Genomic DNA, 26158 nt, shown 5'->3' on the forward strand with positions numbered 1-26158 from the left:
AGAATCATTCGAACAAGACAGGTTAAAAAACCAACGGATGGAGGAACCACTGTCATGAAACGCCGCACCGTGTTAGTTGCGATGGCCGCCGCGCCGCTCGGCGCAATGCTCCCGCTCCCCGCCTTCGCGCAAAAGCCCATCGTGCTCGGCTTCGCGCAGGTCGGCGCGGAGAGCGAATGGCGCACCGCGAACACCCAGTCGATCAAGTCCAGTGCGCAGGAGGCCGGCATCGACCTGAAATTTTCCGACGCGCAGCAGAAGCAGGAAAACCAGATCAAGGCGATCCGCTCGTACATCGCGCAGAAGGTCGATGTGATCGCGTTCTCGCCGGTCGTCGAGACGGGCTGGGATACCGTGCTCGTCGAAGCGAAGAACGCGAAGATTCCGGTCGTGCTCACCGACCGCGCGATCAGCAGCAAGGACGACACGCTCTACGTCACCTTCATCGGCTCGGACTTCACCGAGGAAGGCCGCAAGGCAGGCCGCTGGCTGGTCGAGAAGGAAAAGGGCAATGCGGGGCCGATCAATATCGTCGAATTGCAGGGCACGGTCGGTTCGGCGCCCGCGATCGATCGCAAGAAGGGCTTCGAGGAAATCATCAAGTCCGATCCGAAGTTCAAGATCATCCGCTCGCAGACCGGCGACTTCACGCGCGCGAAGGGCAAGGAAGTGATGGAGGCGTTCCTCAAGGCCGAGGGCAAGAAGATCAACGTGCTCTACGCGCACAACGACGACATGGCGATCGGCGCGATCCAGGCGATCGAGGAAGCCGGCATGAAGCCGGGCAAGGACATCATCATCATTTCCGTGGATGGCGTGAAAGGCGCATTCGAAGCGATGATGGCGGGCAAGCTCAATGTGTCGGTCGAATGCAGTCCGCTGCTCGGGCCGCAGTTGATGTCGGTCGTGAAGGACATCAAGGCCGGCAAGTCCGTGCCCAAGCGCATCGTCACGCAGGAAGGCATCTTCCCGATGGAGGTCGCGGCGAAGGAATTCCCCAATCGCAAATACTGATCTCCGATGACTTCGCCCGTACTGGAGCTGCGCGGCATCGACAAGCGCTTCGCCGGCGTCCATGCGCTGCGGGACGTGAACCTCACCCTCTATCCGGGCGAGGTTCACGCGCTGATGGGTCAGAACGGCGCGGGCAAGTCGACGCTCATCAAGGTGCTGACCGGCGTCGTGAGCCTCGACGCCGGCGAGATCCTGCTCGACGGCCGCGCGATTCACCCCGACTCGCCGCTCGACGCGCAGAAGCTCGGCATCAGCACGGTCTATCAGGAAGTGAATCTCTGCCCGAACCTCTCCGTGGCGGAGAACATCTTCGCCGGCTACTTTCCGCGACGCGGCGCGCTCGCCGGCTTTCGCATCGACTGGGAAGCGACGAACCGGCAGGCGCGCGAACTGCTCGGGCGCATCGGGCTCGATATCGACGTGACGCGCGTGCTGACGAGCTATCCGGTCGCGGTGCAGCAGATGGTCGCGATCGCGCGGGCGCTGAAGCTGTCGTCGAAAGTATTGATTCTCGACGAGCCGACTTCCTCCCTCGACGACGACGAAGTGCGCCGCCTCTTCGACGTGCTGCGCCGCCTGCGTGAACAAGGGCTCGCGATTCTCTTCGTCACGCACTTCCTGAATCAGGTCTACGCGATCTCGGACCGCATCACGGTGCTGCGCAACAGCCGGCGCGTGGGCGAATGGCGCGCGAACGAACTCGGCACGCAGGCGCTCATCGCGGCGATGCTCGGCCGCGAACTCGCCGCCGCGCAGGCGCGCCAGCCGCCGCCCGACGACACCGAAGCGCACGCCACCGACGACGCCCTGCTCGACGCGGTACGCCTTGGTCAGAAGGGCCAGTTGCAGCCGCTCGATCTGCGCGTGCGGGCGGGCGAAGTGGTCGGCGTCGCGGGGCTGCTCGGCTCCGGGCGCACCGAACTCGCGAAGCTGCTGTTCGGCCTGGAGAAGCCCGACGAAGGCGAACTGCGCATCGACGGCGTGCCGGTTTCCTTCGCGACGCCCGCGCAGGCGATCCGGCACGGCATCGCGTTCTGTCCCGAGGAGCGCAAGGCGGATGGCATCGTCGCGGAACTGTCGCTGCGCGAGAACATCGCGCTCGCGTTGCAGGCGCGCATGGGCGCGCGACGCTGCCTCACGCGCGCCGAACAGAACGCGCTCGCCGAACGCTTCGTGCGCGCTCTCGGCATCAAGGCCGCGAATCTCGACATGCCGATCGGCCTGCTCTCCGGCGGCAATCAGCAAAAGGCGCTGATCGCGCGATGGCTCGCGACCGAGCCGCGCCTCTTGATCCTCGACGAACCCACACGCGGCATCGACGTCGCCGCGAAGCAGGAAATCATGGACGAGATACTCAGGCTCGCCTCGACGGGCATGGCGGTGCTCTTCATCTCGTCGGAGATCTCGGAGGTGGTGCGCGTCGCCAATCGCATCGTCGTGTTGCGCGATCGTCGCAAGGTCGGCGAGCTGCCGGCGGGCACGAGCGAGGACACCGTATGCGAAATGATCGGAGCCGAACATGGATGACACCGTGCGACGCGGCAAGCTCCGCTCGATGATGGAGCATCGCCTCGGCTGGCCGATCGTCACGCTCGCCCTGCTGCTCGCGTTGAACGCGGCGTTCAATCCGGGCTTTCTGCATGTCGAATGGCGCGACCATCATCTCTACGGCAGCCTCATCGATATCCTCAATCGCGCCGCGCCGCTCGCGGTCGTCGCGCTCGGCATGACCATCGTGATCGCGACGCGCGGCATCGATATCTCTGTGGGCGCGGTCGTCGCCATCGCGGGCGCGGTCGCCGCATGGGCGATCGGCGGCTCCATCTCCGGCAACGTGACGCGCTTTGCGCTGCCGGTCGTGATCGTGGCCGCGCTCGGCGTCGCGTTGCTGTGCGGCCTGTGGAACGGCTTGCTGGTCGCACGGGCGGGCATGCAGCCGATCATCGCAACGCTGATCCTGATGGTCGCGGGACGCGGCATCGCGCAGCTCATCACGAGCGGTCAGATCATCACGATCTACTACTCGCCCTACTTCTTCTTCGGGGGCGGTTATCTGCTCGGCGTGCCGGTATCGATACTGATCGTAGCTCTCGTGTTCGCGCTGCTCTGGCTCGCGATCACGCGCACCGCGCTCGGGCTGTTCCTGCAGGCGATCGGCATCAATCCGACCGCCGCGCGCGTCGCGGGCGTGCAGGCGCGACGGCTCACGCTCGGCGCGTATGCGTTCAGCGGCCTGTGCGCGGGCGTCGCGGGCATCCTCATCAGTTCGAACGTCAAGAGCGCGGACGGCAACAACGCGGGCCTGCTGCTCGAACTCGATGCGATTCTCGCCGTGACGCTCGGCGGCACCGCGCTCACCGGAGGCCGCTTCACGCTCGCGGGCAGCGTAATCGGCGCGCTCATCATCCAGACGCTCACGTATCTGATCTATTCGCTCGGCGTGCCGCCGGAGGTCAATCTCGTGGTGAAGGCCATTGTCGTGTTCGCAGTGATGATGCTGCAATCGGGCGAATTCCGCGCGACGGTCGCGAAATTCGCGCGCCGTCCCGCGCTCGCGGATCGCGAGGTGCGGCGATGAACTCGGGCCTGCCCACGCTCACGCAGCATCGCAAGGACGACGCGCCGCCGCGCAAGACAGTGCGCAGCCGCTACCTGCCGCTTGCCGCGACGGTGTCGCTGTTCATCGTGATCTCCGTGCTCGGCTCGGTGATGTACACCGGCTTCTTCTCGCCGCAGGTCTTCCTCAACCTGCTGATCGACAACGCGTTTCTGATCGTCGTCGCGGTGGGCGAGACGTTCGTGATTCTGTCGGGCGGGATCGATCTGTCGGTGGGATCGGTGATCGCGCTCACGACGATGGTGTCCGCCGCGCTCGTCGAGAAAGCGGGCTGGCATCCGCTCGTCGTGATACCGCTCGTGCTCGCGATGGGCACCGCGTTCGGCACGCTGATGGGCTGGCTGATCGCGCGCTTTCGCCTGCAGCCTTTCATCGTCACGCTCGCGGGCATGTTCCTCGCGCGCGGGCTCTGCTATCTCATCAGCATCGATTCGATCAGCATCACGGACCCGTGGTACGCGATGGTTTCACAGATCCGCATCCCCGTGATGAGCGGCGCGTCGCTGTCGCTCGGCGCGGTGATCGCGCTCGTCGTGCTGGCACTGGCGGTGTTCGTCGCGCATTACACGCCGTTCGGGCGCACGCTCTATGCGGTCGGCGGCAATCCTCATTCCGCGCTGCTGATGGGCTTGCCGGTGAATGCGGCGACCATCGGCGCGTACGCGTTGTCGGGCTTCTGCTCGGCGCTCGGCGGCGTTCTGTTCACGTTCTACATGCTCTCGGGCTACGGCCTGCACGCGATGGGGCTCGAACTCGACGCGATCGCTTCGGTCGTGATCGGCGGGACGCTGTTGACGGGCGGCGTCGGCTATGTGATCGGCACGCTGTTCGGCGTGCTTCTGCTCGGCATCATCCAGACGCTGATCTCGTTCGACGGCTCGCTCAGTTCGTGGTGGACCAAGATCGCGGTCGGTGCGTTGCTGCTCGTGTTCTGCCTGTCGCAGCGCGCGTTCGGCGAGCGCTCCGCGACGAAGCGCTGACATGGACTATCGCCATCCACAGCCCCGCAAGAGCATGCACGCGCGCATCGTGCAGGAGCTCGGCATCGAGATCGTGAGCGGCAGGCTCAAGCCGGGCGACCGCCTGCCCGCCGAGGCAAAGCTGTGCGAAGCCTATGGCGTGAGCCGCCCGGTGCTGCGCGAAGCGACGCGCGTGCTGGTCGCGAAGGGACTGGTGCTGTCGAAGCCGCGTCTGGGCAGCGTGGTGCGTCCGCGCGATGAATGGCACACGCTCGATCCCGATGTGCTCTTCTGGACCATCAACAGCGTGCACGAAGGCGAGTTCTTTCAGTCGCTGCTCGTGGTGCGCAGGATCGTCGAGCCTGCTGCCGCCGCGCTCGCCGCATCGAACGCGACGCCGGACGATCTCGCGAACATCCGTGCCGCTTATGAACGCATGTCGCTTGCGGACACGCCGAATGCATTGCTTGCACCCGATCTGGAGTTTCATCGCGCGATCATGACCGCCACGCATAACGACATGCTGATGTACATCGGGCATATGCTGTCGCTTGCACTGTCGGAGTCGATCAAGCTGACGAGCCGTCATCCCGATACGCACGCGCTGTCATTGCCACGGCACAAGGCGATACTCACCGCGATCACGAATCGCGATCCGCTCGGCGCGCGTCATGCGAGTCTCGTACAGCTCGACAATGCACTGGCCGATGCGCAGAGCGTGCTGTCGGCGGTGTATCAGGAATAGAAGGATTGGTTACGTACTGCGACGCCACGCGTTTTCTCTGAGCGCGTTCGCAAGCGTTTCCACGGTCCATGCTTCATCGAGCGCCTGACGCAACAGCGCCTGCTGGCTCTTCGGCGCAAGACCGCCTAAGGGCGGATCGCGATCGAGATTCGTCGGGAATGCATAGCCTTCCGCACAGGACGCGATGACCGCATCGAGTTCGGCGTCGTTCATGCGCCCCGTGGATTTTTCATCGAGCAACACCGGATAGACGGCTTCGCACATGCGGGCGCGATCGAGCGTTTCCATCGCCCGTCCGTATGCCGACGACACTTGCAGCAGATTCGCCATGCGCTGCACGTCGCGCGTGCGGTTCGCGCCCGCCGCGTGAAAGAGCGCCGGGCTGAAGAAGAGCGCGTCGCCTTTTTCGAGCGGCAGTTGCACGTAATGCGCTTCGAAGTGCGCGCGGAAATCCGCGCGACGCCATGCGAGATAGCCCTGCGCATAGCGTTGCGAGAACGGCAGCAGTTTGGTCGGCCCGCTTTCGACAGGCATGTCGCTGTGCGCGACCGCGCCCTGCAGCGTGAGGAACGGCGACATCGCGTGAACATGCGCCGGATAGCGCTGCACTTCGTCGGCAGTCTGGAAACCGAGGTGATAATCGCGATGAGCCTGTTGCGCGTCTCCGCCCGGGCGCACGACGTTGACCTGCGACGTCATCTGGAAAGCCGGCCCGAGCCACGCTTGCGCCGTGCACTCGATGAACGGATTCGCGAAGTAGCGCGCGAATACGCGAGGCGCTTCGAGGCAGAGCTTTTCCTGCGCGTTCCAGATGCGATCGTTCGCGCCCGCTTTCGCAAAGTGATCCGCGCCGCTCGTTCCCTGCGCGCGCTCTTCACGGATGATCGATTCGAAGATCGCGGTGGCCTCGTCGACCGGCGCGACGTCCGCATAGGCCGCCTTGAGCACGAATACGCCCGCGCCGTCGCGAAGCACCGCGGCCCATTCCGCCTGCAACGCCGCGCGCTTCGGCGCATCGTTCAAGGCTTCGCGCAGTGCGCTGCAATCGTAGAGGGGAATCCTCTGCTGGATATCGGCGGCGAATGCCGGCCCTGGCGCGGTGTCCCGTTCCAGCAGCGCGGAGAATTCATCGAGCGAGCAGTCGCTCTCCCGATACACGTTCGTCACGTTCATGTCTCGCTCCGTTTTCGACAAGCATAGCCGTTCGCGCGAAGCCTCGACAACTCGTGACTGCCGTGCGTGTCAGAAGCGCTCGATCATGCCGACCTGCACGCCGCGAACCGGCGCGCCCGGATACGCCACCGGCAACCCGACGACATTCACGCCGCGCAGCGTGAAAATCGCGTCGCCGCGATTGCGCAGCATCGCGCCGCTCGCGTAGAGCAGTACCTTCGGCGAAAGGTCGTACTCGCACGCGACGCTGAACTGGTCCGCATCGTTGTCGCCGCCCGTGCGGTCGCGCGCGTACGCGTAGCCGAGCGATGCGCGCAGGCGCGGCGTCACGGCATAGCGCATCGATAGCGCGATGCCGTCGTTGTGATAACGCGGCGATCCGCCATCGCCATTGAAGTACGACACGAAGGCCGTTGTTTTGCCGATCTGGTACGACACGCCGCCGAGATTCGCGCGCAAGCCGGTGTCGCCCTGCGTCTGCTGATGCGCGTAGGAAATGCGAAACGGCCCGTTGTGATACGCGAATGTCTCGTAGTTGCCGGAGAGGCCGTTGCCGTCGCCGCTGTCGCGCAATGCGACCATCAGTGTCGTCGTGAAGCCGTGAAAGTCCGGCGACAGGTAGGCGATGCCGTTATCCGTATAAGGCGTGATCTTCGAGAGATTGTTGAGGCCAGACGCGATCGTGCCCGCGCCGAAGGCGTCGAGGCCGCCCTTGAACGGAATGTAGATCGGCGAGTACTGACGGCCCATGCGCAATTCGCCCCACGGCGCGCCGAGGCCGATCCACGCTTGCCGGTTGAAAATGGTGTTGGCCGTGGCGAAGCTGCCGTCCGCCGAACTGAAGCCGCTTTCGAGATCGAACAAGAGACGCGTATCGGAACTCCATTGCTCGTAGCCGCGCAAGCCGAAGCGCGAACCGCGATACGCGCCCGAATCCATGCGCGGCGTCCACGAGGAGCCGGGATTCGTCACTTCGATGCTGGTGTCGATCGTGCCGTACAGCGTGACGGCGCTTTGCGCATGCGCGGCCGTTACGCCGATGCCGCACATCATCGACAGTGCCAGCAGGCGTGCGCGCTTCGCCGTGCGGCGATCGAAAGGGTGTGTCAGACGCATGAAAACATCGGTCAGGGGACGGGTCGAATGGAGCGGCGGCATGCACGCCCGTGCCGCCGCCCGCCATGATAATCGTCCAGGCGACGATCAGCGCTTTAACGCATACGCGATGACGTAATCGCCACGATCGGGCGACTGACGCGCGCCGCCCGCCGAGATCAGCACGTACTGCCGGCCCGTCTTCGGCGAGACGTAGCTCATCGGACCGCCCTGGCTGCCCACGGGCAGACGCGCTTTCCACACTTCCTTGCCCGTGGCGCTGTCGAACGCGCGCAGATAGTAATCCTGCGTGCCCGCGATGAACACGAGGCCGCCCTGCGTCGCGAGCGTGCCGCCGAGCGTCGGCATGCCGATGGGCATCTTCATCCGCATCTTGAAGCCGAACGGTCCCGTGTCCTGCACGGTGCCGACCGGCACTTGCCACAAGAGCTTGCGCGTCTTCAGATCGACGGCGGAGAGCGTGCCGAACGGCGGCTTCTGGCACGGAATGCCGAGCGGCGACATGAAGCGGTTCTTGTTCACGGCATACGGCGTGCCCTTCAGCGGCACCGCGCCCATGCCCGTGTTCACCGCCTCGCCGCCGTTGCTCGCGGGCGCGCTGTCGGTCTTTTGCGGGATCATCTGCACCCAGAGACCGAGGCGCATGTCGTTCACGAAGATCACGTGATGGTTCGGGTCCGTCGACAGGCTGCCCCAGTTCATGCCGCCGAGCGAACCCGGAAAGCTCAGCGAAACGTCGGTGTCGGGCGCGGTGAAGAGGCCGTCGTAGCGCATCGACTTGAAGCCGATACGGCATGCCAGCTGATCGAACGGCGTCGCGCCCCACATGTCCGATTCCTTCAACTTGTCCGCGCCGATCGTCGGCATGCCGGCAGAGAACGGCTGCGTGGCCGAGTATTGCTCGTTCGGGATCGTGCCGGTTTTCACCGGGCGTTCCTCGACGCGCGTGAGCGGCTTGCCGGTCATGCGGTCGAGCACGAAGATCTGGCCGGACTTGGTGCCGAATACGACAGCCGGTTTCGTCGATCCGTCTTTCGCCGGGAAGTCGATGAGGCTCGGCTGCATCGGCACATCGAAGTCCCACAGGTCGTTGTGAACCGTCTGGTACACCCATTTTTCCTTGCCGGTGGTCGCGTCGAGCGCGAGGATCGACGTCGCGTAGCGATGATCCAGCGGCGTGCGCGTGCCGCCCCACAAATCCACCGACGAGCTGCCCATCGGGATGAAGACGGTGTTCATCGCGGGATCGTAGGACATCGGCGCCCACGAGTTCGGTGTGCTGCGCGCGTAGGTCTGGCCCGGCTGCAGGCGCGCGTTGGGATCGTCGCGGCCCGGATCGAAGGCCCAGCGCATCTCGCCGGTGATGACGTCGAAGCCGCGCAGCACGCCGCCCGGCATGTCGGTCTGCACGTTGTCCGCCACGCGTCCGCCCACGACGATCGTCGTGCCCGCGAGCGTCGGCGCGGAGGTGAGTTGATACTTCGGATCTTCCGCCGCGCCGAGGCCCGCTTTCAGGTCGACGAAGCCATGCTCGCCGAAGCCTTCGCACAGCGCGCCGGTATCGGCATCGATCGCGACGAGGCGCGCGTCGATCGTGTTCATCAGCACGCGGCGCTGGCAGCTTGCGCCTGCCGCGACGGAAACCGGCGTCACGGACGTCGAGCCTGCGACGGAAGGTTGCGCCAATGGCCGGGTCGCGTCGAAATACGCGAGGCCGCGGCAACGGTTCCACACCTGCGCGTGCGCGTCGATCTCGCGCGTCCAGATTTGCTTGCCGCTGTCCGCATCGACGGCGATCACGTTGTTGTGCGGCGTGCACATGTAGATGCGATCGCCGATCTGCAGTGGCGTCTGCTGATCTTCCGCGCCGTTGCCGGTGGGACTGTCGGGGATGTCGCCCGTATGGAACGTCCACGCGACCTGAAGGTTCTGCACGTTGTCGCGCGTGATCTGGTCGAGCGCGACGAAGCGGCTGCCGCCGGGCGTGTTGCCGTAGCTGCTCCAGTCCTTCTGCGCCTCGCCTTTCGCGACGGGCACGAGTGGCGCGGCTGGGCCGTCGAACGCGACGGGCGGATGCGGCTGGAACATCTGCACGAAGGCGACGAGCATCGCGAGCGCGATGACGCCTGCAAGTCCGTACGCGCGCTTCGACGCGGCTTCGCCCGTCTCATGCCTGCGCAACGCAGGCCACGCGAGCAGCGCGAGCACCATGAAGCCGGCCGGCAGCATCAGCCGCGACACCAGCGGCCAGAAATCGATACCGGCATCGAGCGGCGCCCAGATCAGCGTGCCGGCGAAGGCCGCCGCGTACACGAGCACCGCCGATGACTTCGCCCGCATGAACTGCACCGCCGACACGACGATGACCGCACCCGCGATCGCGAAATAGAGGCTGCCGTGCAGCAGCGCGAGCTTCGCGCCACCGATGACGAAGAACAGACCCGTGGCCAGCAATGCGAGGCCCAGCAAAATACACCCGGCTCTCAGCGTGGCTGAAAGACGGGCTTCACTCGTAGACATCAATCTTCTCCAGGAATGTGGCGTGCGAATCAGCCACGCGCGCAGGTCGAAAACCCGCGGGGGCATCAGCGTAAACCACTATATTCTAACTGGATAGTTAAACGTCTGCCGGATTCGCCCCGCGACGAAGCTGCCGCTCACACACCCGGCTCACTCGCGAACGCCGCGCCTTCGCGCTCCAGCCATGCGCGAAACAACACGATCAGATCGTCCGCGGTCTTGTCGTCGGCGACATAGGTGCAGTAGCTCCGCGACGGCAGACGCGGACCATCGAACGGCGCGACGAGACGGCCTGACGCGAGATCGTCGGCGACGAGCGCGGTCGGTCCCATCGCGATGCCCAGGCCGTCGACGGCCGCCTGCAAGGTCAGATAGAAGTGGTCGAAAGTGAGCGCCGCCGCGGGCATCAACGAGGGCATCTCCACCTGCGCCAGCCAGTCCGGCCACACGCGCGGCAGGCTCGACGTATGCAGCAAGGTATGCCGTCGCAAGTCTTCAGGCGTTTGCAGCGGCACGCGCCGCAACAGCGCGGGACTGCACACGGGCAAGCGCTCCTCTTCCAGAAAAGGCCGCATCGCGTAGCCATAGAACGTGTCGGGGCCACCCCGGATCACGATGTCGTAGGTGTCTTTGAGGTTCTCGACCGGTTCATTCGACGTCTCGACCCGCACTTCCACATCGGGACGACGCGCACGGAATTTTTCCAGCCTCGGCACGAGCCAGCGCAAGGTGAAGGTCGCGGGCGCATTGACGTTCAGCGTGCGCGCGACGGCCTCGGACAGGCCATAGCGCGCGGTAGCCTGCGCAAGCTGATCGAAGAGCGGACCGACCTCCGCGAGATAAACCCGCGCCGCAGGTGTCAGCACCACGCGCCGGTTATGGCGCTCGAACAGGGGCGCGCCCAGCCACGACTCGAGCAGGCGCACCTGCTGGCTGATCGCGCCGTGCGTCACATGCAGTTCAACTGCCGCTTCCTTGAAGCTGCCGAGCCGCCCGGCCGCCTCGAAGGCGCGCAGCGCGTTGAGCGAAGGTAATGCCGGTCTCATTCGTCGTAGATTTTCTAACGCGACAACGCAAATTATATGGTTTGTGGGCGCATCACAAGTTAGATATTCTATGAACTATCCGTCACATAACCGACATAAAACGCATGTTCACCTACACCGGCGGTGTCGTCCTCTTCGCAGCGGTGCTCCACGCAAGCTGGAACGCAATGCTGCATGGCAATCGCGACCGGTTCCTGTCGATGACATGGATGAGCATCGCCATCGGGGTCGTTTCCGCGCTCGTCGTGTGGTATCTGCCGTTGCCGGCCAGGGCCGCGTGGCCGTACATCGCCGCATCGGGGCTCGTGCATATCGTCTATAACGTGAGCCTCGTGCGTTCGTATCGACGAGGGGATCTCGCGCAGGCGTATCCGATCGCGCGCGGCTCCTCGCCAATGCTCGTCACGCTCGGCGCGGCCCTGTTCGCGCACGAGGCCATCGGCCCGATGCACGCGTTCGGCATCGTCCTGATTTCGGGAGGCATCATGGCGCTCGCGCTGCAAGGCGGCCACGTATCGCGCGCCGGGGCGCTCGCCGCGCTGACGACCGGCGTGACCATCGCGGTCTATACGGTGATCGACGGCATCGGCGTGCGCGCATCCGATGGCGAAGCGCTGTCCTATACCGCGTGGATGTTCATGTTCTACTGGTTCATGCCGGTGATCTTCATCGCGAAACGCGGCCTGCCGGCGCTCTGGATGCCCGTGAAGGCGACGCCGATGGCCGTGGGTTCGTCGCTCGCGGGCGGTCTCGTGTCGATCGCCGCGTACGGCATCGTGATCTGGGCGATGCAGTCCGGCGCGATGGGCGCGGTGTCCGCGTTGCGCGAGACGAGCGTCGTGTTCGCGGCGCTCATCGGACGCGTGTTCCTGCGTGAAGCGGTCAGCGCGAAACGCTGGCTCGCGTGCGTGGTCGTCGCGGCGGGCGCGGTCTGTCTCGGGCTTTAGGGTCTGTTCATGCCGTGAATTGGGGCACAAGCCGTGCCCTGATCGACGAATCGGGATTGCGTGAGGTTCGATACATTCCTCGCGTAACCCATAGAGTCGAGACGAACCTTGCAACCCGTACCCGAATGGCACGCGGCGCCCCTGCCCGCCGATGAAGCGAAGCGACTGCAGTTGCTCCGCAGTCTCGACCTGCTCGACACGCCCCACGAAGAAGTCTTCGACCGTGTGACGCGCGTCGTCGCCGAGCTGTTGCAGGTGCCTATCGCGCTGGTGTCGCTCGTCGATGAACATCGCCAGTGGTTCAAATCGCGTGTCGGACTGGATGTCTGCGAAACTTCGCGCGACGTGTCGTTCTGCGCCTACGCGCTGCATTCCGAAAGGCTGCTGCTGATCGAAGACACACACGAAGACGCGCGCTTCGCGGGCAATCCGCATGTCACAGGCGCGCCGCATATCCGTTTCTATGCGGGCGCGCCGCTGCGCTCGTCCGCGGGTTTCGTGCTCGGTGCACTGTGCGCGGTCGATACGAAGCCAAGAACGCTGAGCGCGGCTGCACAAGCGGCGCTGTGCGATCTCGCGGCCACGCTGGAGCGCGAGATCGTGCAACGGGAGGCCGCGCGCGAAACCCGCGCAGTGCAGGAAGTCGACCGCCGCAAGCTGCGCCTGTCCGAATCGCGCTTTCACGCGATTTTCCAGCAGACGCCGACGGGCAAGGCGATCGTCGATCTGGATGGCCGCTTCGTCGAAGTCAATCCGAAGCTATGCGAAATCACCGGCTACAGCGCCGACGAACTCGTGGCGATGACCTTTCAGCAGATCACCGAGGAAGCGGATCTACCCGCCGATCTGCAACTCGTCGCCGAGCTGCTCGATGGCACGAGAAAAACCTATACGCTCGAAAAACGCTATCGCCGTCGTGACGGCGGCACGGTGTGGATCGATATGTCCGTCGCGCTGATTCGCGACGACCGCGGCCTGCCGCTGCACTTCGTCAGCACGATGCAGGACATCACGAGCCGCAAGCACAGCGAAACCGTATTGCGCGATTACCGCCAGGAACTCGAACGCCGCGTGCTCGAACGCACCTGCGAACTCACCAGCAGCCGCACGGCCTTGCAGACCATCACGGACAACCTGCCCGTGCTGATCGCCCATGTCGATACGGACCTGCGCTACCGGTTCAACAATCAGGTGTATCGCGAAGTATTCGGCGTCGATCCGGCCGCGCTGCGCGGAAAAACCGTTCGGGACACGATCGGCGCGGCGACCTTCGAGCGTTGTCTGCCGTGGTTCCGCCGCGCGCTCGCCGGCGAACGCGTGACGCACGAGGACATCGTCTACGAGGCCGCGCCCGGCCGGGTCTGGAACGCGACGTATATCCCGGAATGCCGGCGCGATGAGGTCGTCGGCTTCTACATCATGTCGCAGGACATCACCGAGACCAAGCGGCGCGAGAACCAGATGCGCTCCGAGGTCATGCTCGATGCGCTGACCGGCCTGCCGAACCGCCGCGCGCTGGCCGAGCAGCTCGCGCTTTCCATCGAAGCGGCCCGCGACGCAGACCAGCCTTTCGCGCTCTTCTTCATGGATCTCGACGGCTTCAAGAACGTCAACGATCAGCACGGCCACGACGCCGGCGACGCGCTGTTGCGACAGGTGGCGGCGCGCCTGAAAAAGACCACGCGCGCGGGCGATCTCGTCTGCCGCCTCGCCGGCGACGAATTCGTGCTGCTCGCACGCGGCATCGCGTCGTCGAGCGCGTGCAGCCGGATCGCGCAGGACATCTGCCGCGCGATCGGGCGGCCCTTCGCGATCGGCGGCGGGGAGGCGCTGCTCGGGACCAGCGTCGGTATCGCGATGTGCGCGGCCGGCTTCGGCACCACCGCCGACGCCATCCTCGCCGACGCGGACCGCGCGATGTACGAAGCGAAGCGCAAGGGACGAAACGGCTTTCGCTTCGCTTCGGTGCTGACCGCCGACGCGCCTGCGCTCGTTTCATGAAAATTTCACGATACGGAATTGAGGTCCGTTTCCCGAAAATTCACGCTGCATGGCAGCACGACGCGGGTTGCACATCGGAGGATCGCCTTTCTCATCATGGGAGAGTGGCTCCAGCTCATTGATTTTCATCGACTTTTATTTGGTGCGCGCGGCCACATGCCGATGCGGCCGGCAGGCGTTTCTTCTATAACCTCTTGTACAAGAGGTGCACGTTCGCCGCGGCGAACCGCCCGATGCTTTCCAATCAAGCTGGAGAAACGCGATGCAGAATGTTTATATCGAACCGATGCCGAAGGGCCAGTGGGGGCCGATCGACGGCTATGCGCTCGAATTCCATGACGGCACGAGGATCACGCAGCAGGTCTATCGCTCGGAGCGGCTCGCTGTCGACGAGATCAAATTGCGCGGCTATTCGCCTCTGCTCGCGAAGGTACGCATCACCGACAAGGGTGTCGAGGAACACTGGCAGGCCCCGGAGTAACCTTCACCACGCGCTTCGCGTCTCGCGCGAAGCGCGGCCTCATCGACTTCCTCCCTCGATCCGCGCGGCGCTCGAAACAGTCCGCGCGCGATGTCATCAAAAAGTCGGCTGACCCAATGCACGATGCATATCGGCGTCGATCCCTCAGACACGCATCCGATCAACGCCTCCGCCGCAAGGAGATCGATCATGTTGGTTGCCTGCGTTGCCTATCAGGACGGCCGTAAGCTCGGCGACATCACCGTCGAAGCGATCAGCGACTATGTGCAGAAGCCGGAGTGCTTCGTCTGGGTCGCGCTCAAGGACCCCGGGGCCGACGAACTCGAAGCGATGAGAGAGGAATTCGATCTGCACGAACTCGCTGTGGAGGACGTGCGCGCGCATCATCAATGGCCGAAGATCGAGGAATACGGCGACTCGCTGTTCGCGGTGATGCACACGGTGGAGCAGCAGGAAGACGGCAGTCTGCTGTTCGGCGAAGTCGATGTATTCGTCGGCAGAAACTATGTGCTATCGGTACGCATGCGCGCGACGCGCGGTTTCAGGCGCGTGCGCGAGCGCTGCGAAAGCGAGCCGCCGCTGCTGCGGCAAGGCTCCGCGTTCGTGCTCTATGCACTGATGGACGACATCGTCGACGGTTATTTCTCCGTGCTGGAGACGCTCACCGCCGAACTCGAAGTCCTCGAAGACCGCATTTTCGCGCGTCAGGAAAACAGTCAGTCGCGCGAGCTGATCGAGGATCTGTATCGCTTCAAGCGGCAGCTCGTCGTGTTGCGGCATCACATCGGTCCGTTGCTCGAAGGCGTCGGCAAGCTGACCGGCGGGCGCGTGCCGGGCATCTGCGAAGGCATGACGGCGTACTTCAAGGATGTGTACGTTCATCTGGAACGGATCGTCGGCGCGATCGAGGGACGCCGCGAGATGGTGATCACCGCGATCCAGGTCAACCTCGGCATGATCGCGCTGGCCGACAGCGACATCACCAAGCGCCTCGGCACGTTCGCGGCGATGTTCGCGGTGCCGACGATGATCGCGGGCATCTACGGCATGAACTTCGAGCACATGCCGGAGTTGCACGCTCAATTTGGCTATCCGATGGTGATAGCTGCCATCGTCACGATCGACACCCTGCTCTTTCGATGGTTTCGAAAGGCGAAGTGGATCTGATCGTCAGCCGCTCTCAGTTCTTCTTCGTGCTGGGCTTCCAGGTGCCGTCGTAGACCATGGCGGGTTTCGTGGGCGCGGGAATCGCCGCCACCTTCTGGATTTCCTTCGTCGCGGGTTTCGCGCGCGCGACTTCCGCATGACGTGGCGGCTTGCTCGCCTGCTTCTGCTTCGGCTCTGCCTTCGCAGCAGCGACGCGTTGCGTGCTTTTCGCGCACGAACGATCGGACTTGTGTGAGCACACGGCGGCGGGTCTGGCGGCGACCTTCTGCGTGCGCTGAGCGCGCGCCACCGGCGCTTTCTTCTTTTCGACCGAATGTGCGGGAATGACCTTCTCACTCACGCTGTCCTTGCTCGACGCGGCCACCGCAATCAATGGCGACGCCGCTACGGCCGGCGTTTGCGTCACCACAGCGGCGGGACGGCTTTCGACGAGCTTGTCGGCGGGCGCCTCGATCTTCGGCGGCGCCGTCCGAACCGCGCCCGCGACCGCGACAGGCAGCGCGCTCGCGCGCAGCGTCGACGTGTGCTGCTCGAAATACCCGCGAATCAGAAAGCAGGCGCCGATCACGACCGCGCCCATCACCACCGTGGCCAGCACGGAATTCGACACGCGTTGGGTATCGAGCACGGCTGCGCCGCCGGCTTCGGGCGCGGGCAAGCGCGCTTCGTAATCACGTGGGCGTTTGATCCGCTCCACGCGGCGCAGAGCGCCGAAGTCGCGGAAATGGCGCGTCACGCCGCGCGCCGCCTCGACCGCGCGCACCGCCGTTTCGGCCCCCTTGGTCAGCACAGCTCCGTGCCGGTCCGCGCCGCAAAACGGGCACGCGGGTTCATCGACTGAGGACAGGGTCTCGCATCGGGGGCAGATGACTGAGTAAAGCGGCGAGCCACCGCCTCGCTGGTCCATTGTCACACTCCATCCGAATCATTTCGGAAGGCCGATCGACAATCAGCGATCGCCCGGTCGCAAGTAATACATACGAATCACCGTAGCACACCGGGCATCGTTTCGGAAGCGGCAACCGCCCCAATGAAGGGCGTTCAATCATCAGTGGAATCGGCTTGATCAGGCGTGCAGACGGCGCTCGAATATGCGCGTCGCGAGCGTCACGGGGTAGCAGTAGGCAAAGAACATCGCGAGCGTGCTCATGTACATGAGCACGGTGAAGCTCGAATGCGCGACCGTCGTGCTCGCGATCTGCGCGGTGTCGAGCACGTCGTGGATGCCGACGAGCGATGACAGCGCGGTGCCCATCGTGATGATCGCGTAGACGTTCATCCACGGCGCCAGCATGCGGCGCGCGCACTGCGGCAGCACGATCAGCACGAGGATCTGTCTGCGCGACATCGCGAGCGAGCTGGCGGCGTCCCATTGTGCAGACGGAATCGACTGCACCGCGCCGCGAAACACTTCGGCGATGTTCGCGCCCGCGGGCAGCGCGAGCGCCGCGATCACTTTGAGCCAGTCGGGAAACGGCACGACGTGGCCCGCGATCGTGAATTCGAACGGAAACACATACGTCGTGAAGAAAATCAGCACGAGCCAGGGCGCGTTGCGAAAGGCCTGAATCCAGAGCCGCGCGACACGTCCCGCCGCGCCGCTCAGCAACGCCAGCGCGCCGATGAACACGCCGATCAACGTGCCGAGCGCGAGCGCGCCGAGGCTCACGCCCACATTCACCGCGAAGCCGCGCAGCAACGCGGGCAGCCAGCGCAGAAACGACGCAAGCAACTGCGCGCCGGAGATATCGCGTGGCGCGAGCAGCCACAGCGCCATCGCCGCGAGGATGATGGTGGCGCACGCATAGACGCCCGAGCCGATGCGAACCCGCGGATCGAACTTAACGCTGTCCATAACCAGGCACCGAAAGCCGGCGCTCGATCCAGCGGCCCGACACATTGACGAGCGCCGTGAGCGCGTAGAAGAACAGCAGGATCAGCAGCATCAACGCGAGCACGTTGTCGCGCTGCGTCCAGATCATGATCGACTGATACGTGATGTCGCCGACCGCAATCGCCGATGCGATCGCCGACGCCTTCACCAGTTCGACCGCATTGTTGACGAGCGCCGGCAACGCGGTGCGCAGCGCCAGCGGCAACTCGATGCTCCAGAAGCGCGCGCGCCGCGAAAAGCCGAGCGATTCCGCGCCTTCGAGCGTCTCGTGCGGCAACGCCCCGAAGCCCGCACGCAACGCTTCCGCATGAAACGCGCCCTTGTTGATCGAGAGCACGATCACGACCCACAGAAACGGCTTGAGCGGATTGCCGGCGCCATGCGCGTGCAGGGCTTGCGTGATGAGCGTATTGAGTACGAGGAACGCGCAATACAACTGCACGATGGTCGGCGTGTTGCGCGTGAGTTCGATCACGCCGCGCGCGACGCCCGCAATCGACGCGCTCTGCGAACGCAACGCGACCAGCAGCACGACGCCGACGACCGCACTGCCCGCGAGCGTCGCCATGACGATGCCGATGCTCAAGGCGATGCCATCGATGAACGACACGCGATCGTAGTGATCGAGCAGAAAGCGGTAATCGAGTCCGGCGTGCGCCGCTCGTTCGATGAACGCATTCACTTCGACGACACCGCTGTCGACGAATACTGCGAGTGCCATTGCGCGAGCGCGGGCGAAGGCGGCGTCAGCCCGTTCTTCGCTTCCTGGTCGATGAGCCATCCCGTGCGATGCCAGTCACGCACGATCGGATCGAGCCGCGCGGCGATGTCCTTCTCGCCCTGCCGCACCCAGATCACCGATGGCGACGGAATCAGCTCGGGCTGCAAGGTGCGATAGTTGCGCCATTCCGGATCGCGCGCCTGCAACGGATAAAGCAGCGGCGCGGCGTCGTGCACCGCCGCCACGCAGTTGCCGCCCTTCAGCGCGAGCAATGACTCCGCAGCGCCCGGGAACGCACGCGGAATCGCGCCATAGCGTTCGACGACCGGCTTGATATAGCTGCTGCCCTGCGAGATGCACACGGGCTTGCCGCGCAGATCTTCCCAACGAGTGATGCCGCTCGAATTCGCGGTGATCGCCGTGCCGCCGACCTGGTAGTACGGCGTCGCGACGTGATCGAGAATCTCGCCGCGCTGCTCCGTGTACTCCATGTTGGCGACGAGAATATCGACCTTGCCTTGCTGAAGGAACTGCACGCGCGTGGACGGCTGCACCGACACGAGCTGCACGCCGACGCCGAGCCGCTTCGCCAGATCCTGCGCGAGGTCCACGTTGAAGCCGCGCAGCTTCTGCGTCGCCGGATCGATGGAACCGAACGGGCCGCCCGTAATCATCACGCCGACGACGAGTTCATGACGCGAATTGATCTTGTCGAGCGTCGCATCGGCATGGGCCGCGCCGATGCCAGCGAGCAATAGCGCGCAGGTTGGGACGAGCGAGCGAAGGTGAACGGCGAATGACATCGAAGCCTCGAAAGCTGGAGTAGTGAAAGGACACGCCAGCGTACGCAAGGGCGAACGCGCGGCAAACCAATCTGATCTGCTTTACAAAGCACACGCGAAGAAAAAAGCATCGAGCGCGCGCGAATAACCTTGTGACGATTGCTTGGTTCGAAAAGGGCTGCCGCGTTTCTAGAATGAGCATTCCTTTTTTGCAGCGACAACGATCCGCCACATGATGTCTCTCGTCCATGGACGCGCTGCCTTGTCCGCCACTCAGTCTTCCGGCCACGAAGCGCCCGCGCTCGTCACCTTGCGCGACGTGCATCTGTCGTATGGCGACGCTGCCGTGTTGCGCGGCATCGATCTGACCGTGCGCCGCAATCAGGCCGTGTCGATCATCGGGCCTTCGGGCTCGGGCAAATCGACCATCCTGCGCTGCATCAACGGGCTCATCGCGCCCAAGCGCGGCGAAGTGCGCGTGGGTGGTATCGATGTCGGGGCGCTGAAACGCGATGAGGAGAAGATCGCGCTGCGCAAGCGCATCGGTTTCGTGTTTCAGCAATACAACCTGTTCCCGCATCTGAGCGCGCTGCAGAACCTCACCATCGCACCGATGCGCGTGCTCGGCGCAAGCCGCGCCGAAGCCGAACACACCGCCCACGCGCTGCTCGCGAAAGTGCGGCTCGCCGACAAGGCCGGCGCGTATCCCGGCGAACTGTCGGGCGGGCAGCAGCAACGCGTCGCGATCGCACGCGCGCTGGCGATGCAACCCGAACTGATCCTGTTCGACGAAGTGACGTCCGCGCTCGATCCGCAGACCGTCGGCGAAGTGCTCAATGTTATCGGCGAACTCGTCGACGAAGGACTCACGTGCGTGCTGGTCACGCATGAAATGCGCTTTGCCGAGGACATCAGCGATCGCGTGGCGTATACCGAAGGCGGCGTGATCGTCGAGGAAGGCGCGCCCGAGCAGATCTTTCATGCGCCGCGCGACGAACGCACGCGGCGCTTTCTCGACAGCACGCAAAGCCGTGCGCGACGCACACGTTCATCCCTGAAACTCGCATCGATCCCATCGTGACCCACACTTACGCTTCCACGACCACGCCTGTTACCGAGCGACGCGAACGCGTCGAATCGCTCATCGCACACGCGCACGCGATCCTCGAACGCGACGGCCTCACGCGCGATGCGCTCGCGCACATCGCCGCCGCGCTTCAGACGCTCGCCGCGCGGCCCGAGCTGTTCTCGCGCGACGACTTCCCGCCGCCCGATGCATCGAGCGGCGATACGTCGACGCGTTATCGCCTCAATCCCGGCAGCGACGGCATCGCGCTGTATCTGAACTCGCTGTTGCCGGGCAAGACGACGATTCCGCATAACCACGATACGTGGGCCGTGATCGTCGCGGTGGAAGGCAGCGAACTGAACCGCGTGTATCGCCGCACCGATGATCGCAGCGACGCAGACCGCGCGAGCCTCGAACTCGATCGCGAAGTGCTCGTCGAGCCCGGCACGCCGATCGCCTTCCTGCCCGACGACATCCACAGCATCCATGTGACGGGCGCGCGTCCGACGCTGCACTTCCATCTGTACGGCAGGCCGCTCGAAACGCTGTCGGGACGGCTCGGCTTCGAGGACGGCAGAATCGTGCGCTATAACCAGACGCATCTGCAGCGGCAGACGCAGGCGGTCGGCTGATGGACGAGCGCGTTCACGCCCCGTCCACGCGTGTTCTGCACGCCGGCCTCGGCGCCTTCGACAACGGCGCCGCGCCCGTCAACGTGCCGGTCGTACGCACGAGCACCGTGCGCTTCGCATCGGGCGCGGAGTACGAGCGGCTCTCTCGGCTGCGTCATGACGGCGAGAATGTCGCGACCTACGGGCGCCACGGCACCGCGACGCATCGCGCGCTCGAAGCGGCCATCGGCGAGCTGGAAGGCGCGGCGCATGTGCTGCTCGCGCCGTCGGGTTTGTCCGCGATCACGCTCACCTTTCTGGCGCTGCTCGCGCCGGGCGATCACGTGTTGATTCAGGACAGCGTGTATGGGCCGGTGCGCGAGCGCATCGAGCCATTGCTCGCGCGGCTCGGCATCGAAGCGACGTACTTCGCCGCGCAGGACGGCCCGCCGCGTCACGCGCTGCGCGCGAACACGCGGCTCGTGTACGTCGAATCGCCGGGTTCGTTTCTGTACGAGATCATCGATCTGCCCGCGTTCGGCGCGTTCGCGCGCGAGCACGGACTCATCGTCGCCGCCGACAACACGTGGAGCGCGGGCTGGCTGCATCAGCCGCTCGCATACGGCGCGCACGTGTCGATTCAGGCGACGACGAAGTACGCAGGCGGTCACTCCGATTTGATGCAGGGCACGGTGAGCACGAACGACGCCGCGCTCGCACAACGCCTGCGCGACACGCACGAAGCGCTCGGCCTGTCGGTCGGCGCGGACGATGCGTATCTCGCGTTGCGCGGCATCCGCACCATCGGCGTGCGGCTCGCGCAGCACGCGCGCCACGCGCTCGCGGTCGCGCAATATCTGCAAGGCGAGAACGCGGTCGCGCGGGTGTTTCATCCCGCGTTGCCGGACGATCCGAATCATGCGCTATGGCAGCGCGATTTTCGCGGCGCGAACGGACTCGTGTCGTTCGCATTCATGCCACGTCACGATGCGACCCATGCGCGCGCCTTCGTCGATGCGCTGCGGCTCTTCTCGCAAGGCGCATCGTGGGGCGGCTTCGAAAGCCTCGCGCTCGTCGCGCCCGCGGCGCGGCTGCGCGCGCACAGCGACTTCGCCAGCGATGCGCCGGTCGTGCGTCTGCATGTGGGCCTCGAACATCCGTCCGACCTCATCGACGATCTGCGCCGCGCCTTTCGTCTCACTTGTACCTGACCGATCCATGCCCTCAGCCCTCGACGCTTTCCGCTTCATCGACGCATCCACGCTGCGCCACTGGCTCAACGACGGCCGCGAAATCGCGCTGCTCGACGTGCGCGAGGCCGGGCAATTCGGCGAAGGCCATCCGTTCTTCGCGACGCCCCTGCCCTTCAGCCGGCTCGAACTCGACGCGCCGCGTCTGTTGCCGCGCTCGAACGCGCGCATCGTGCTGATCGACGACGGCGCGGCCGCGCAAGGCGAAGGCTACGCGCATGCGAGCGTCGCGCAGCGGGCCGCCGCGCGTCTGCGGCAACTCGGTTACGACGACATCGCGATACTCGAAGGCGGCGCGAGCGCCTGGCAACGCGCGGGCTATACGCTCTTTCGCGGCATCAACGTGCCGTCGAAGACGTTCGGCGAACTCGTCGAACGCGAGTACGGCACGCCGCACGTCAGCGCCTTCCAGTTGCAGCGCTGGCGCGCGGAACGCGGCGGCTGTCCGATCGCGCTCATCGACGGGCGCACGCCTGATGAGCATCGCAGGATGGCGATACCGGGCGCGGTCTGCGTGCCCAATGGCGAACTCGCCGCGCACATCGACGCATTCGCGGGCTCGCCCGACACGACCATCGTGATTCATTGCGCGGGACGCACGCGCAGCATCATCGGCGCGCAGACCTTGCGCAATCTCGGTATCCGCCGTGACGTGTTCGCGCTCGAAAATGGCACGCAGGGATGGACGCTCGCGGGCTTCGAGCTCGAACACGGCAGCACGCGCGGTCATGCCGATGCGCCGCTCGCCGGCTCCGACGCGCGCGCGCGTGCGCAGGCGCTCGCGCAGCGCTTCGGCGTCGCTGCGCTCGATGAACGCACCGCGCGCGCCTGGCTCGACGACGCCACGCGCACGACCTATCTGCTCGACGTGCGCGCGCCGGAGGAATATGCGCGCGACGGCCTGCCGTTCGCGCAACACGCGCCCGGCGGCCAGCTCGTGCAGGCGACCGATCAGAGCGTGGCCGTGCGGCATGCGCGTCTGCTGCTCGTGGATCACGACGGCATTCGCGCGCCGGTCGTCGCACACTGGCTGGTGCAACTGGGCTTCGAAGCCGCGACCGTCGATGCGCATATCGCCGCGCGCTTTGCGCCACGCGAGCATGCAAGGGCCGCGCGCGATGACGATGCCAGCGCGCATCCGGACCTCGCGGACGACTCCATCGTGCTCGATCTGCGTGCGAGCGCCGCGCATCGGCACGCGCGGCCTGCGGGTTCGCACTGGACGATTCGTCCGCGCGTTTTCGATACGTTGCGCGAAGCGCACGCGACGCACGATACGCCCATCGTGCTCTTCACCGATCCGAACGCACGCCTTGCCGCCCGCCTCGTCGCCGATGATCTGCGTGACGCGGGCTTCGCTCATGTGACGATCGCAGCGGCAGGTCTCGACGCGTGGCCGGGCGCTGTTGATCGCGCTGAACTGGACCTCACGCCAGAGCAACGCATCGACTTTCTCTTTTTCGTGCATGATCGTCACGAAGGCAATCTCGATGCCGCGCGCGCGTATCTCGCGTGGGAAACCGGCCTCATCGCGCAGTGCGCAGCCGACGAACTGGCCGCATTCCGCGTCGGTGAAGCGGCGCTGCTCGCGCAGCCATAACGAACATCACACACTCATGTCCGACAAGAAGCCTTACCCCGTTCGCACGTTCGAAGACGTGCGCGAAACGCTGCTCGCCAGACGCGAGATCGCCTTGCTCGACGTGCGCGAAGAAGACCCGCACGCGCAGCGTCATCCGCTTTTTGCTGCGAATTTTCCGCTCTCGCGGATCGAACTCGATGCGTACGCGCGCCTGCCGCGCCGCAACGTGCCGATCGTCCTGCTCGACGACGGCGAAGGTCTCGCCGCGCGCGCCGCCGACAAGCTCGCCGAACTCGGCTTCACGGATGTCGCGCTGCTCGCGGGCGGTCTCGACGGCTGGATTCGCGCGGGCGGCGAAGTCTTCCGCGACGTCAACGTGCCGAGCAAGGCGTTCGGCGAGTTCGTCGAAGCGAAGCGCCATACGCCTTCGCTGTCCGCCGAAGCGCTCGACGCGTTGCTGAAACATGGCGACGATCTCGTCGTGCTCGATGCGCGCCGTTTCGACGAATATCGCACCATGAACATTCCCGGCAGCGTCAGCGTGCCGGGCGCGGAACTCGTGCTGCGCGCGCGTGCGCTCGCGCCCGATCCGGCCACACGCGTCGTCGTCAATTGCGCGGGCAGAACGCGCAGCATCATCGGCGCGCAATCGCTCGTCAATGCGGGGCTGCCGAATCCGGTGGCCGCGCTGCGCAACGGCACGATCGGCTGGACGCTCGCGGGGCAGACGCTGGAGCGCGGCAGCGAGCGGCGCTTCGATCCCGACGCGGGACGCGACGCGGCCCGTCTCGGCGCATCGCGGCAGGCCGCGCTTGCGCTCGCGACCCGCGCGGGCGTGCGTCGCACCTCGCTCGACGAAGCCGCGCGCTGGGCCAGCGATGCGTCGCGCACGACGTATCGCTTCGATGTACGCACGCCCGACGAATACGAAGCCGCGCACGCGGGCGGATACCGCAGCGCGCCGGGCGGTCAGCTCGTGCAGGAAACGGAGATGTTCGCGCCGGTGCGCGGCGCGCGCGTCGTGCTCTTCGATGATGACGGCGTGCGCGCGAACATGACGGCGTCGTGGCTCGCGCAGATGAACATCGAAAGCTATGTCGTCGATGACGCCACGCCGCGCGATCTGACCGAAAGCGGTGCGTGGCAGCCGCAGCGGCCCTTGCCGGCGACCGCACCGACGCTATCGCCGCAGCAGCTCGCGGCACTGCTCGACGATCCGTCGAGCGGCGTCGTGCTGCTCGACTTCGCGCCGAGCGCGAACTACGTCAAGGCGCACATCCCCGCTGCACACTGGATTCTGCGCTCGCATCTCACGCCCGCTCATGAAGACTTGCGCAACCTGCCCGATGCGATGCGCTACGTGCTCACATGCGGCACGAGCGCGCTCGCGTCCTACGCGGTCGCCGATGTCGCGGCGCTGACTGGCAAGCCCGTTCACGTCCTCGAAGGCGGCAATGCGGCCTGGAGCCGCGCCGGTTTGCCGACCGAAGGCGGCGAAGCAAGGCTCGCGTCGCCGCGCATCGATCGCTATCGCCGTCCGTATGAAGGCGTCGACAATGCGCGCGAGGCGATGCAGGCGTATCTCGACTGGGAATACGGGCTCGTCGCGCAACTGGAGCGCGACGGCACGCATGGATTCTTCGTGATCTGAGTGGATCAGGCGCCGATGCTCGCGTAATACCCCATCCCCAGATGGATCAGCTCGCCGACGATCACCACGACGAGCAGCCCCACGATCCAGCGCCGCGCCTGCTCGGAGATCGCAAGCCTTGCGCCCAGCAGGCCGCCGGCGACGCTGCCGAGCGCCATGATGCCGCCGGTCTTCCAGTCTATGCTCTGATGCGCGGCGAAAATCGCCATCGCCACGACCGTCGTGGTGAGTGTCGCCAGATTCTTGATCGCGTTCGCCTCGACGAGCGTGATGCCGCACGTCAGCACGAGCACGAGCAACATGTAGGTGCCCGAGTCCAGCACGATGAAGCCGGTCCAGATGCCGACGATGAACAGCAGGGACATCGGTTTCCAGTCCAGCCGGACGTCGCTGTCGGATGCCGACGTCAGCAGGTTCTTGAGCTTCGTCAGCACGAGGATGAGCGCGACGACCACCGCGGCCACGATCGCCAGCCTGAGATCGTGGCTCGGCATGAGTTCGCTCAGCAGCGCGCCGACGGCGGCGCCCAGCGTGAGCGGAGTGGCGACGATCAGTGCGCGTTTCCATGGTATGGCGCCCTCGCGTGCGAGCCCGACCGTCGCGGCGAGCGCGCCGACGAGGACCGGCACGCGATTGGTCGCGTTGGCTGCGACCGCGTGCAGTCCGACCGACATCAGGACCGGCAGCGAGACCGCCGATCCTGACGACGCGACCGTGTTGAGAAAGCCGCAGAACAGCCCCGCAGCGATGACGATGACGATGGTTTCCGGCGTGAATGCCATGGCACTTCCTTCGCTGAGGCGATTATTCGA

Annotated in this window: 23 protein-coding genes; 14 read left to right on the top strand and 9 right to left on the bottom strand. The window is 65.3% G+C overall.

Annotated features, from left to right (window positions below; all coding sequences use genetic code 11):
- Positions 1 to 54 precede the first annotated feature (54 nt).
- Genes NK8_RS39820 through NK8_RS39840 form a run of 5 tightly spaced genes read left to right on the top strand, consistent with a single transcriptional unit; the run spans position 55 to position 5335 of the window.
- Positions 55 to 1014, top strand: coding sequence for an ABC transporter substrate-binding protein (locus tag NK8_RS39820; RefSeq protein WP_061177479.1), 960 nt, complete (start codon positions 55 to 57; stop codon positions 1012 to 1014).
- Positions 1015 to 1020: 6 nt separating this feature from the next.
- Positions 1021 to 2541 carry a sugar ABC transporter ATP-binding protein gene (locus tag NK8_RS39825; RefSeq protein WP_213234153.1) on the top strand — a complete coding sequence of 507 codons (1521 nt, stop codon included), beginning with the start codon at positions 1021 to 1023 and terminating at the stop codon, positions 2539 to 2541.
- Entirely contained in the window at positions 2534 to 3592 is a 1059-nt protein-coding gene (locus NK8_RS39830; protein WP_213234154.1) for an ABC transporter permease, read from the top strand. The genes NK8_RS39825 and NK8_RS39830 overlap by 8 nt, the downstream gene beginning before the upstream one ends.
- Positions 3589 to 4611, top strand: coding sequence for a galactofuranose ABC transporter, permease protein YjfF (yjfF, locus tag NK8_RS39835; RefSeq protein ID WP_213234155.1), 1023 nt, complete (start codon positions 3589 to 3591; stop codon positions 4609 to 4611). Before NK8_RS39830 ends, yjfF begins: the two co-directional genes overlap by 4 nt.
- Before the next feature lies 1 nt (position 4612).
- Entirely contained in the window at positions 4613 to 5335 is a 723-nt protein-coding gene (locus NK8_RS39840) for a FadR/GntR family transcriptional regulator (RefSeq protein ID WP_162069264.1), read from the top strand.
- Between the two features lie 9 nt (positions 5336 to 5344).
- Here the strand turns inward: NK8_RS39840 and NK8_RS39845 are convergent, their stop codons facing one another.
- From NK8_RS39845 to gcvA, 4 genes are all read right to left on the bottom strand, one after another.
- On the bottom strand, positions 5345 to 6508 hold the full coding sequence (locus NK8_RS39845) for a phytanoyl-CoA dioxygenase family protein (protein ID WP_213234156.1): 1164 nt from the start codon (positions 6506 to 6508) through the stop codon (positions 5345 to 5347).
- Between the two features lie 69 nt (positions 6509 to 6577).
- Positions 6578 to 7561, bottom strand: a complete 984-nt coding sequence (locus tag NK8_RS39850) for a porin (protein ID WP_213234532.1) — start codon at positions 7559 to 7561, stop codon at positions 6578 to 6580.
- A gap of 150 nt (positions 7562 to 7711) precedes the next feature.
- Entirely contained in the window at positions 7712 to 10144 is a 2433-nt protein-coding gene (locus NK8_RS39855; protein WP_213234157.1) for a glucose/quinate/shikimate family membrane-bound PQQ-dependent dehydrogenase, read from the bottom strand.
- 137 nt (positions 10145 to 10281) lie between these two features.
- Complete coding sequence (gene gcvA, locus NK8_RS39860; protein WP_213234158.1) at positions 10282 to 11190, bottom strand: transcriptional regulator GcvA; 909 nt, start codon at positions 11188 to 11190, stop codon at positions 10282 to 10284.
- Positions 11191 to 11294: 104 nt separating this feature from the next.
- Here gcvA and NK8_RS39865 point away from each other — a divergent pair, with 104 nt between their 5' ends.
- The 4 genes from NK8_RS39865 (at position 11295) to corA (ending at position 15786) form a co-directional block, all read left to right on the top strand.
- Positions 11295 to 12137 (top strand): DMT family transporter, encoded by an 843-nt coding sequence (locus NK8_RS39865; RefSeq protein ID WP_162069268.1) that lies wholly within the window; start codon positions 11295 to 11297, stop codon positions 12135 to 12137.
- A gap of 108 nt (positions 12138 to 12245) precedes the next feature.
- Positions 12246 to 14138, top strand: a complete 1893-nt coding sequence (locus NK8_RS39870; protein WP_225936652.1) for a diguanylate cyclase — start codon at positions 12246 to 12248, stop codon at positions 14136 to 14138.
- 262 nt (positions 14139 to 14400) lie between these two features.
- A complete protein-coding gene (locus NK8_RS39875; RefSeq protein WP_162069269.1) occupies positions 14401 to 14619 on the top strand; it encodes a hypothetical protein in 219 nt (72 codons plus the stop codon).
- A gap of 189 nt (positions 14620 to 14808) precedes the next feature.
- Positions 14809 to 15786, top strand: coding sequence for a magnesium/cobalt transporter CorA (gene corA, locus NK8_RS39880; RefSeq protein WP_213234159.1), 978 nt, complete (start codon positions 14809 to 14811; stop codon positions 15784 to 15786).
- A gap of 13 nt (positions 15787 to 15799) precedes the next feature.
- On the opposite strand, the gene NK8_RS39885 is transcribed toward corA, so the two are convergent.
- From NK8_RS39885 to NK8_RS39900, 4 genes are all read right to left on the bottom strand, one after another.
- Positions 15800 to 16576: a hypothetical protein gene (locus tag NK8_RS39885; protein ID WP_213234160.1), complete on the bottom strand. Its 777-nt coding sequence runs from the start codon at positions 16574 to 16576 to the stop codon at positions 15800 to 15802.
- Positions 16577 to 16852: 276 nt separating this feature from the next.
- Positions 16853 to 17563: an amino acid ABC transporter permease gene (locus NK8_RS39890; RefSeq protein ID WP_225936689.1), complete on the bottom strand. Its 711-nt coding sequence runs from the start codon at positions 17561 to 17563 to the stop codon at positions 16853 to 16855.
- A gap of 64 nt (positions 17564 to 17627) precedes the next feature.
- Positions 17628 to 18401 (bottom strand): ABC transporter permease subunit, encoded by a 774-nt coding sequence (locus NK8_RS39895; protein ID WP_213234162.1) that lies wholly within the window; start codon positions 18399 to 18401, stop codon positions 17628 to 17630.
- Entirely contained in the window at positions 18359 to 19204 is an 846-nt protein-coding gene (locus NK8_RS39900; protein WP_213234163.1) for a transporter substrate-binding domain-containing protein, read from the bottom strand. The genes NK8_RS39895 and NK8_RS39900 overlap by 43 nt, the downstream gene beginning before the upstream one ends.
- 214 nt (positions 19205 to 19418) lie before the next feature.
- On the opposite strand from NK8_RS39900, the gene NK8_RS39905 reads away from it, so the two are divergent.
- The 5 genes from NK8_RS39905 (at position 19419) to NK8_RS39925 (ending at position 25346) form a co-directional block, all read left to right on the top strand.
- A complete protein-coding gene (locus NK8_RS39905) occupies positions 19419 to 20264 on the top strand; it encodes an amino acid ABC transporter ATP-binding protein (RefSeq protein WP_213234534.1) in 846 nt (281 codons plus the stop codon).
- Positions 20265 to 20326: 62 nt separating this feature from the next.
- Positions 20327 to 20884, top strand: a complete 558-nt coding sequence (locus NK8_RS39910) for a cysteine dioxygenase family protein (protein ID WP_225936690.1) — start codon at positions 20327 to 20329, stop codon at positions 20882 to 20884.
- The gene (metC, locus tag NK8_RS39915; RefSeq protein ID WP_213234164.1) at positions 20884 to 22074 is read left to right on the top strand and encodes a cystathionine beta-lyase; all 1191 of its coding nucleotides are present in this window, start codon (positions 20884 to 20886) and stop codon (positions 22072 to 22074) included. The genes NK8_RS39910 and metC overlap by 1 nt, the downstream gene beginning before the upstream one ends.
- 7 nt (positions 22075 to 22081) lie before the next feature.
- Positions 22082 to 23713 carry a rhodanese-like domain-containing protein gene (locus NK8_RS39920; protein WP_213234165.1) on the top strand — a complete coding sequence of 544 codons (1632 nt, stop codon included), beginning with the start codon at positions 22082 to 22084 and terminating at the stop codon, positions 23711 to 23713.
- A 16-nt stretch (positions 23714 to 23729) separates the two neighbouring features.
- Positions 23730 to 25346: a rhodanese homology domain-containing protein gene (locus NK8_RS39925; RefSeq protein ID WP_213234166.1), complete on the top strand. Its 1617-nt coding sequence runs from the start codon at positions 23730 to 23732 to the stop codon at positions 25344 to 25346.
- A gap of 5 nt (positions 25347 to 25351) precedes the next feature.
- Here NK8_RS39925 and NK8_RS39930 read toward each other — a convergent pair whose 3' ends face one another.
- Entirely contained in the window at positions 25352 to 26128 is a 777-nt protein-coding gene (locus NK8_RS39930; protein ID WP_213234167.1) for a sulfite exporter TauE/SafE family protein, read from the bottom strand.
- Between the last annotated feature and the right edge of the window lie 30 nt (positions 26129 to 26158).

It is taken from the genome of Caballeronia sp. NK8, assembly GCF_018408855.1.
GTDB lineage: Bacteria > Pseudomonadota > Gammaproteobacteria > Burkholderiales > Burkholderiaceae > Caballeronia.

Coding starts and splice junctions, on each gene's coding strand:
- NK8_RS39920 (WP_213234165.1), top strand. CDS start 22,082: ATGCCCTCAGCCCTCGACGCTTTCCGCTTCATCGACGCATCCACGCTG.
- yjfF (WP_213234155.1), top strand. CDS start 3,589: ATGAACTCGGGCCTGCCCACGCTCACGCAGCATCGCAAGGACGACGCG.
- NK8_RS39845 (WP_213234156.1), bottom strand. CDS start 6,508: ATGAACGTGACGAACGTGTATCGGGAGAGCGACTGCTCGCTCGATGAA.
- gcvA (WP_213234158.1), bottom strand. CDS start 11,190: ATGAGACCGGCATTACCTTCGCTCAACGCGCTGCGCGCCTTCGAGGCG.
- NK8_RS39890 (WP_225936689.1), bottom strand. CDS start 17,563: ATGGCGCTGTGGCTGCTCGCGCCACGCGATATCTCCGGCGCGCAGTTG.
- NK8_RS39895 (WP_213234162.1), bottom strand. CDS start 18,401: ATGGCACTCGCAGTATTCGTCGACAGCGGTGTCGTCGAAGTGAATGCG.
- NK8_RS39865 (WP_162069268.1), top strand. CDS start 11,295: ATGTTCACCTACACCGGCGGTGTCGTCCTCTTCGCAGCGGTGCTCCAC.
- NK8_RS39905 (WP_213234534.1), top strand. CDS start 19,419: ATGTCTCTCGTCCATGGACGCGCTGCCTTGTCCGCCACTCAGTCTTCC.
- NK8_RS39925 (WP_213234166.1), top strand. CDS start 23,730: ATGTCCGACAAGAAGCCTTACCCCGTTCGCACGTTCGAAGACGTGCGC.
- NK8_RS39855 (WP_213234157.1), bottom strand. CDS start 10,144: ATGTCTACGAGTGAAGCCCGTCTTTCAGCCACGCTGAGAGCCGGGTGT.
- corA (WP_213234159.1), top strand. CDS start 14,809: ATGTTGGTTGCCTGCGTTGCCTATCAGGACGGCCGTAAGCTCGGCGAC.
- NK8_RS39830 (WP_213234154.1), top strand. CDS start 2,534: ATGGATGACACCGTGCGACGCGGCAAGCTCCGCTCGATGATGGAGCAT.
- NK8_RS39825 (WP_213234153.1), top strand. CDS start 1,021: ATGACTTCGCCCGTACTGGAGCTGCGCGGCATCGACAAGCGCTTCGCC.
- NK8_RS39900 (WP_213234163.1), bottom strand. CDS start 19,204: ATGTCATTCGCCGTTCACCTTCGCTCGCTCGTCCCAACCTGCGCGCTA.
- NK8_RS39820 (WP_061177479.1), top strand. CDS start 55: ATGAAACGCCGCACCGTGTTAGTTGCGATGGCCGCCGCGCCGCTCGGC.
- NK8_RS39850 (WP_213234532.1), bottom strand. CDS start 7,561: ATGATGTGCGGCATCGGCGTAACGGCCGCGCATGCGCAAAGCGCCGTC.
- NK8_RS39930 (WP_213234167.1), bottom strand. CDS start 26,128: ATGGCATTCACGCCGGAAACCATCGTCATCGTCATCGCTGCGGGGCTG.
- NK8_RS39875 (WP_162069269.1), top strand. CDS start 14,401: ATGCAGAATGTTTATATCGAACCGATGCCGAAGGGCCAGTGGGGGCCG.
- metC (WP_213234164.1), top strand. CDS start 20,884: ATGGACGAGCGCGTTCACGCCCCGTCCACGCGTGTTCTGCACGCCGGC.
- NK8_RS39840 (WP_162069264.1), top strand. CDS start 4,613: ATGGACTATCGCCATCCACAGCCCCGCAAGAGCATGCACGCGCGCATC.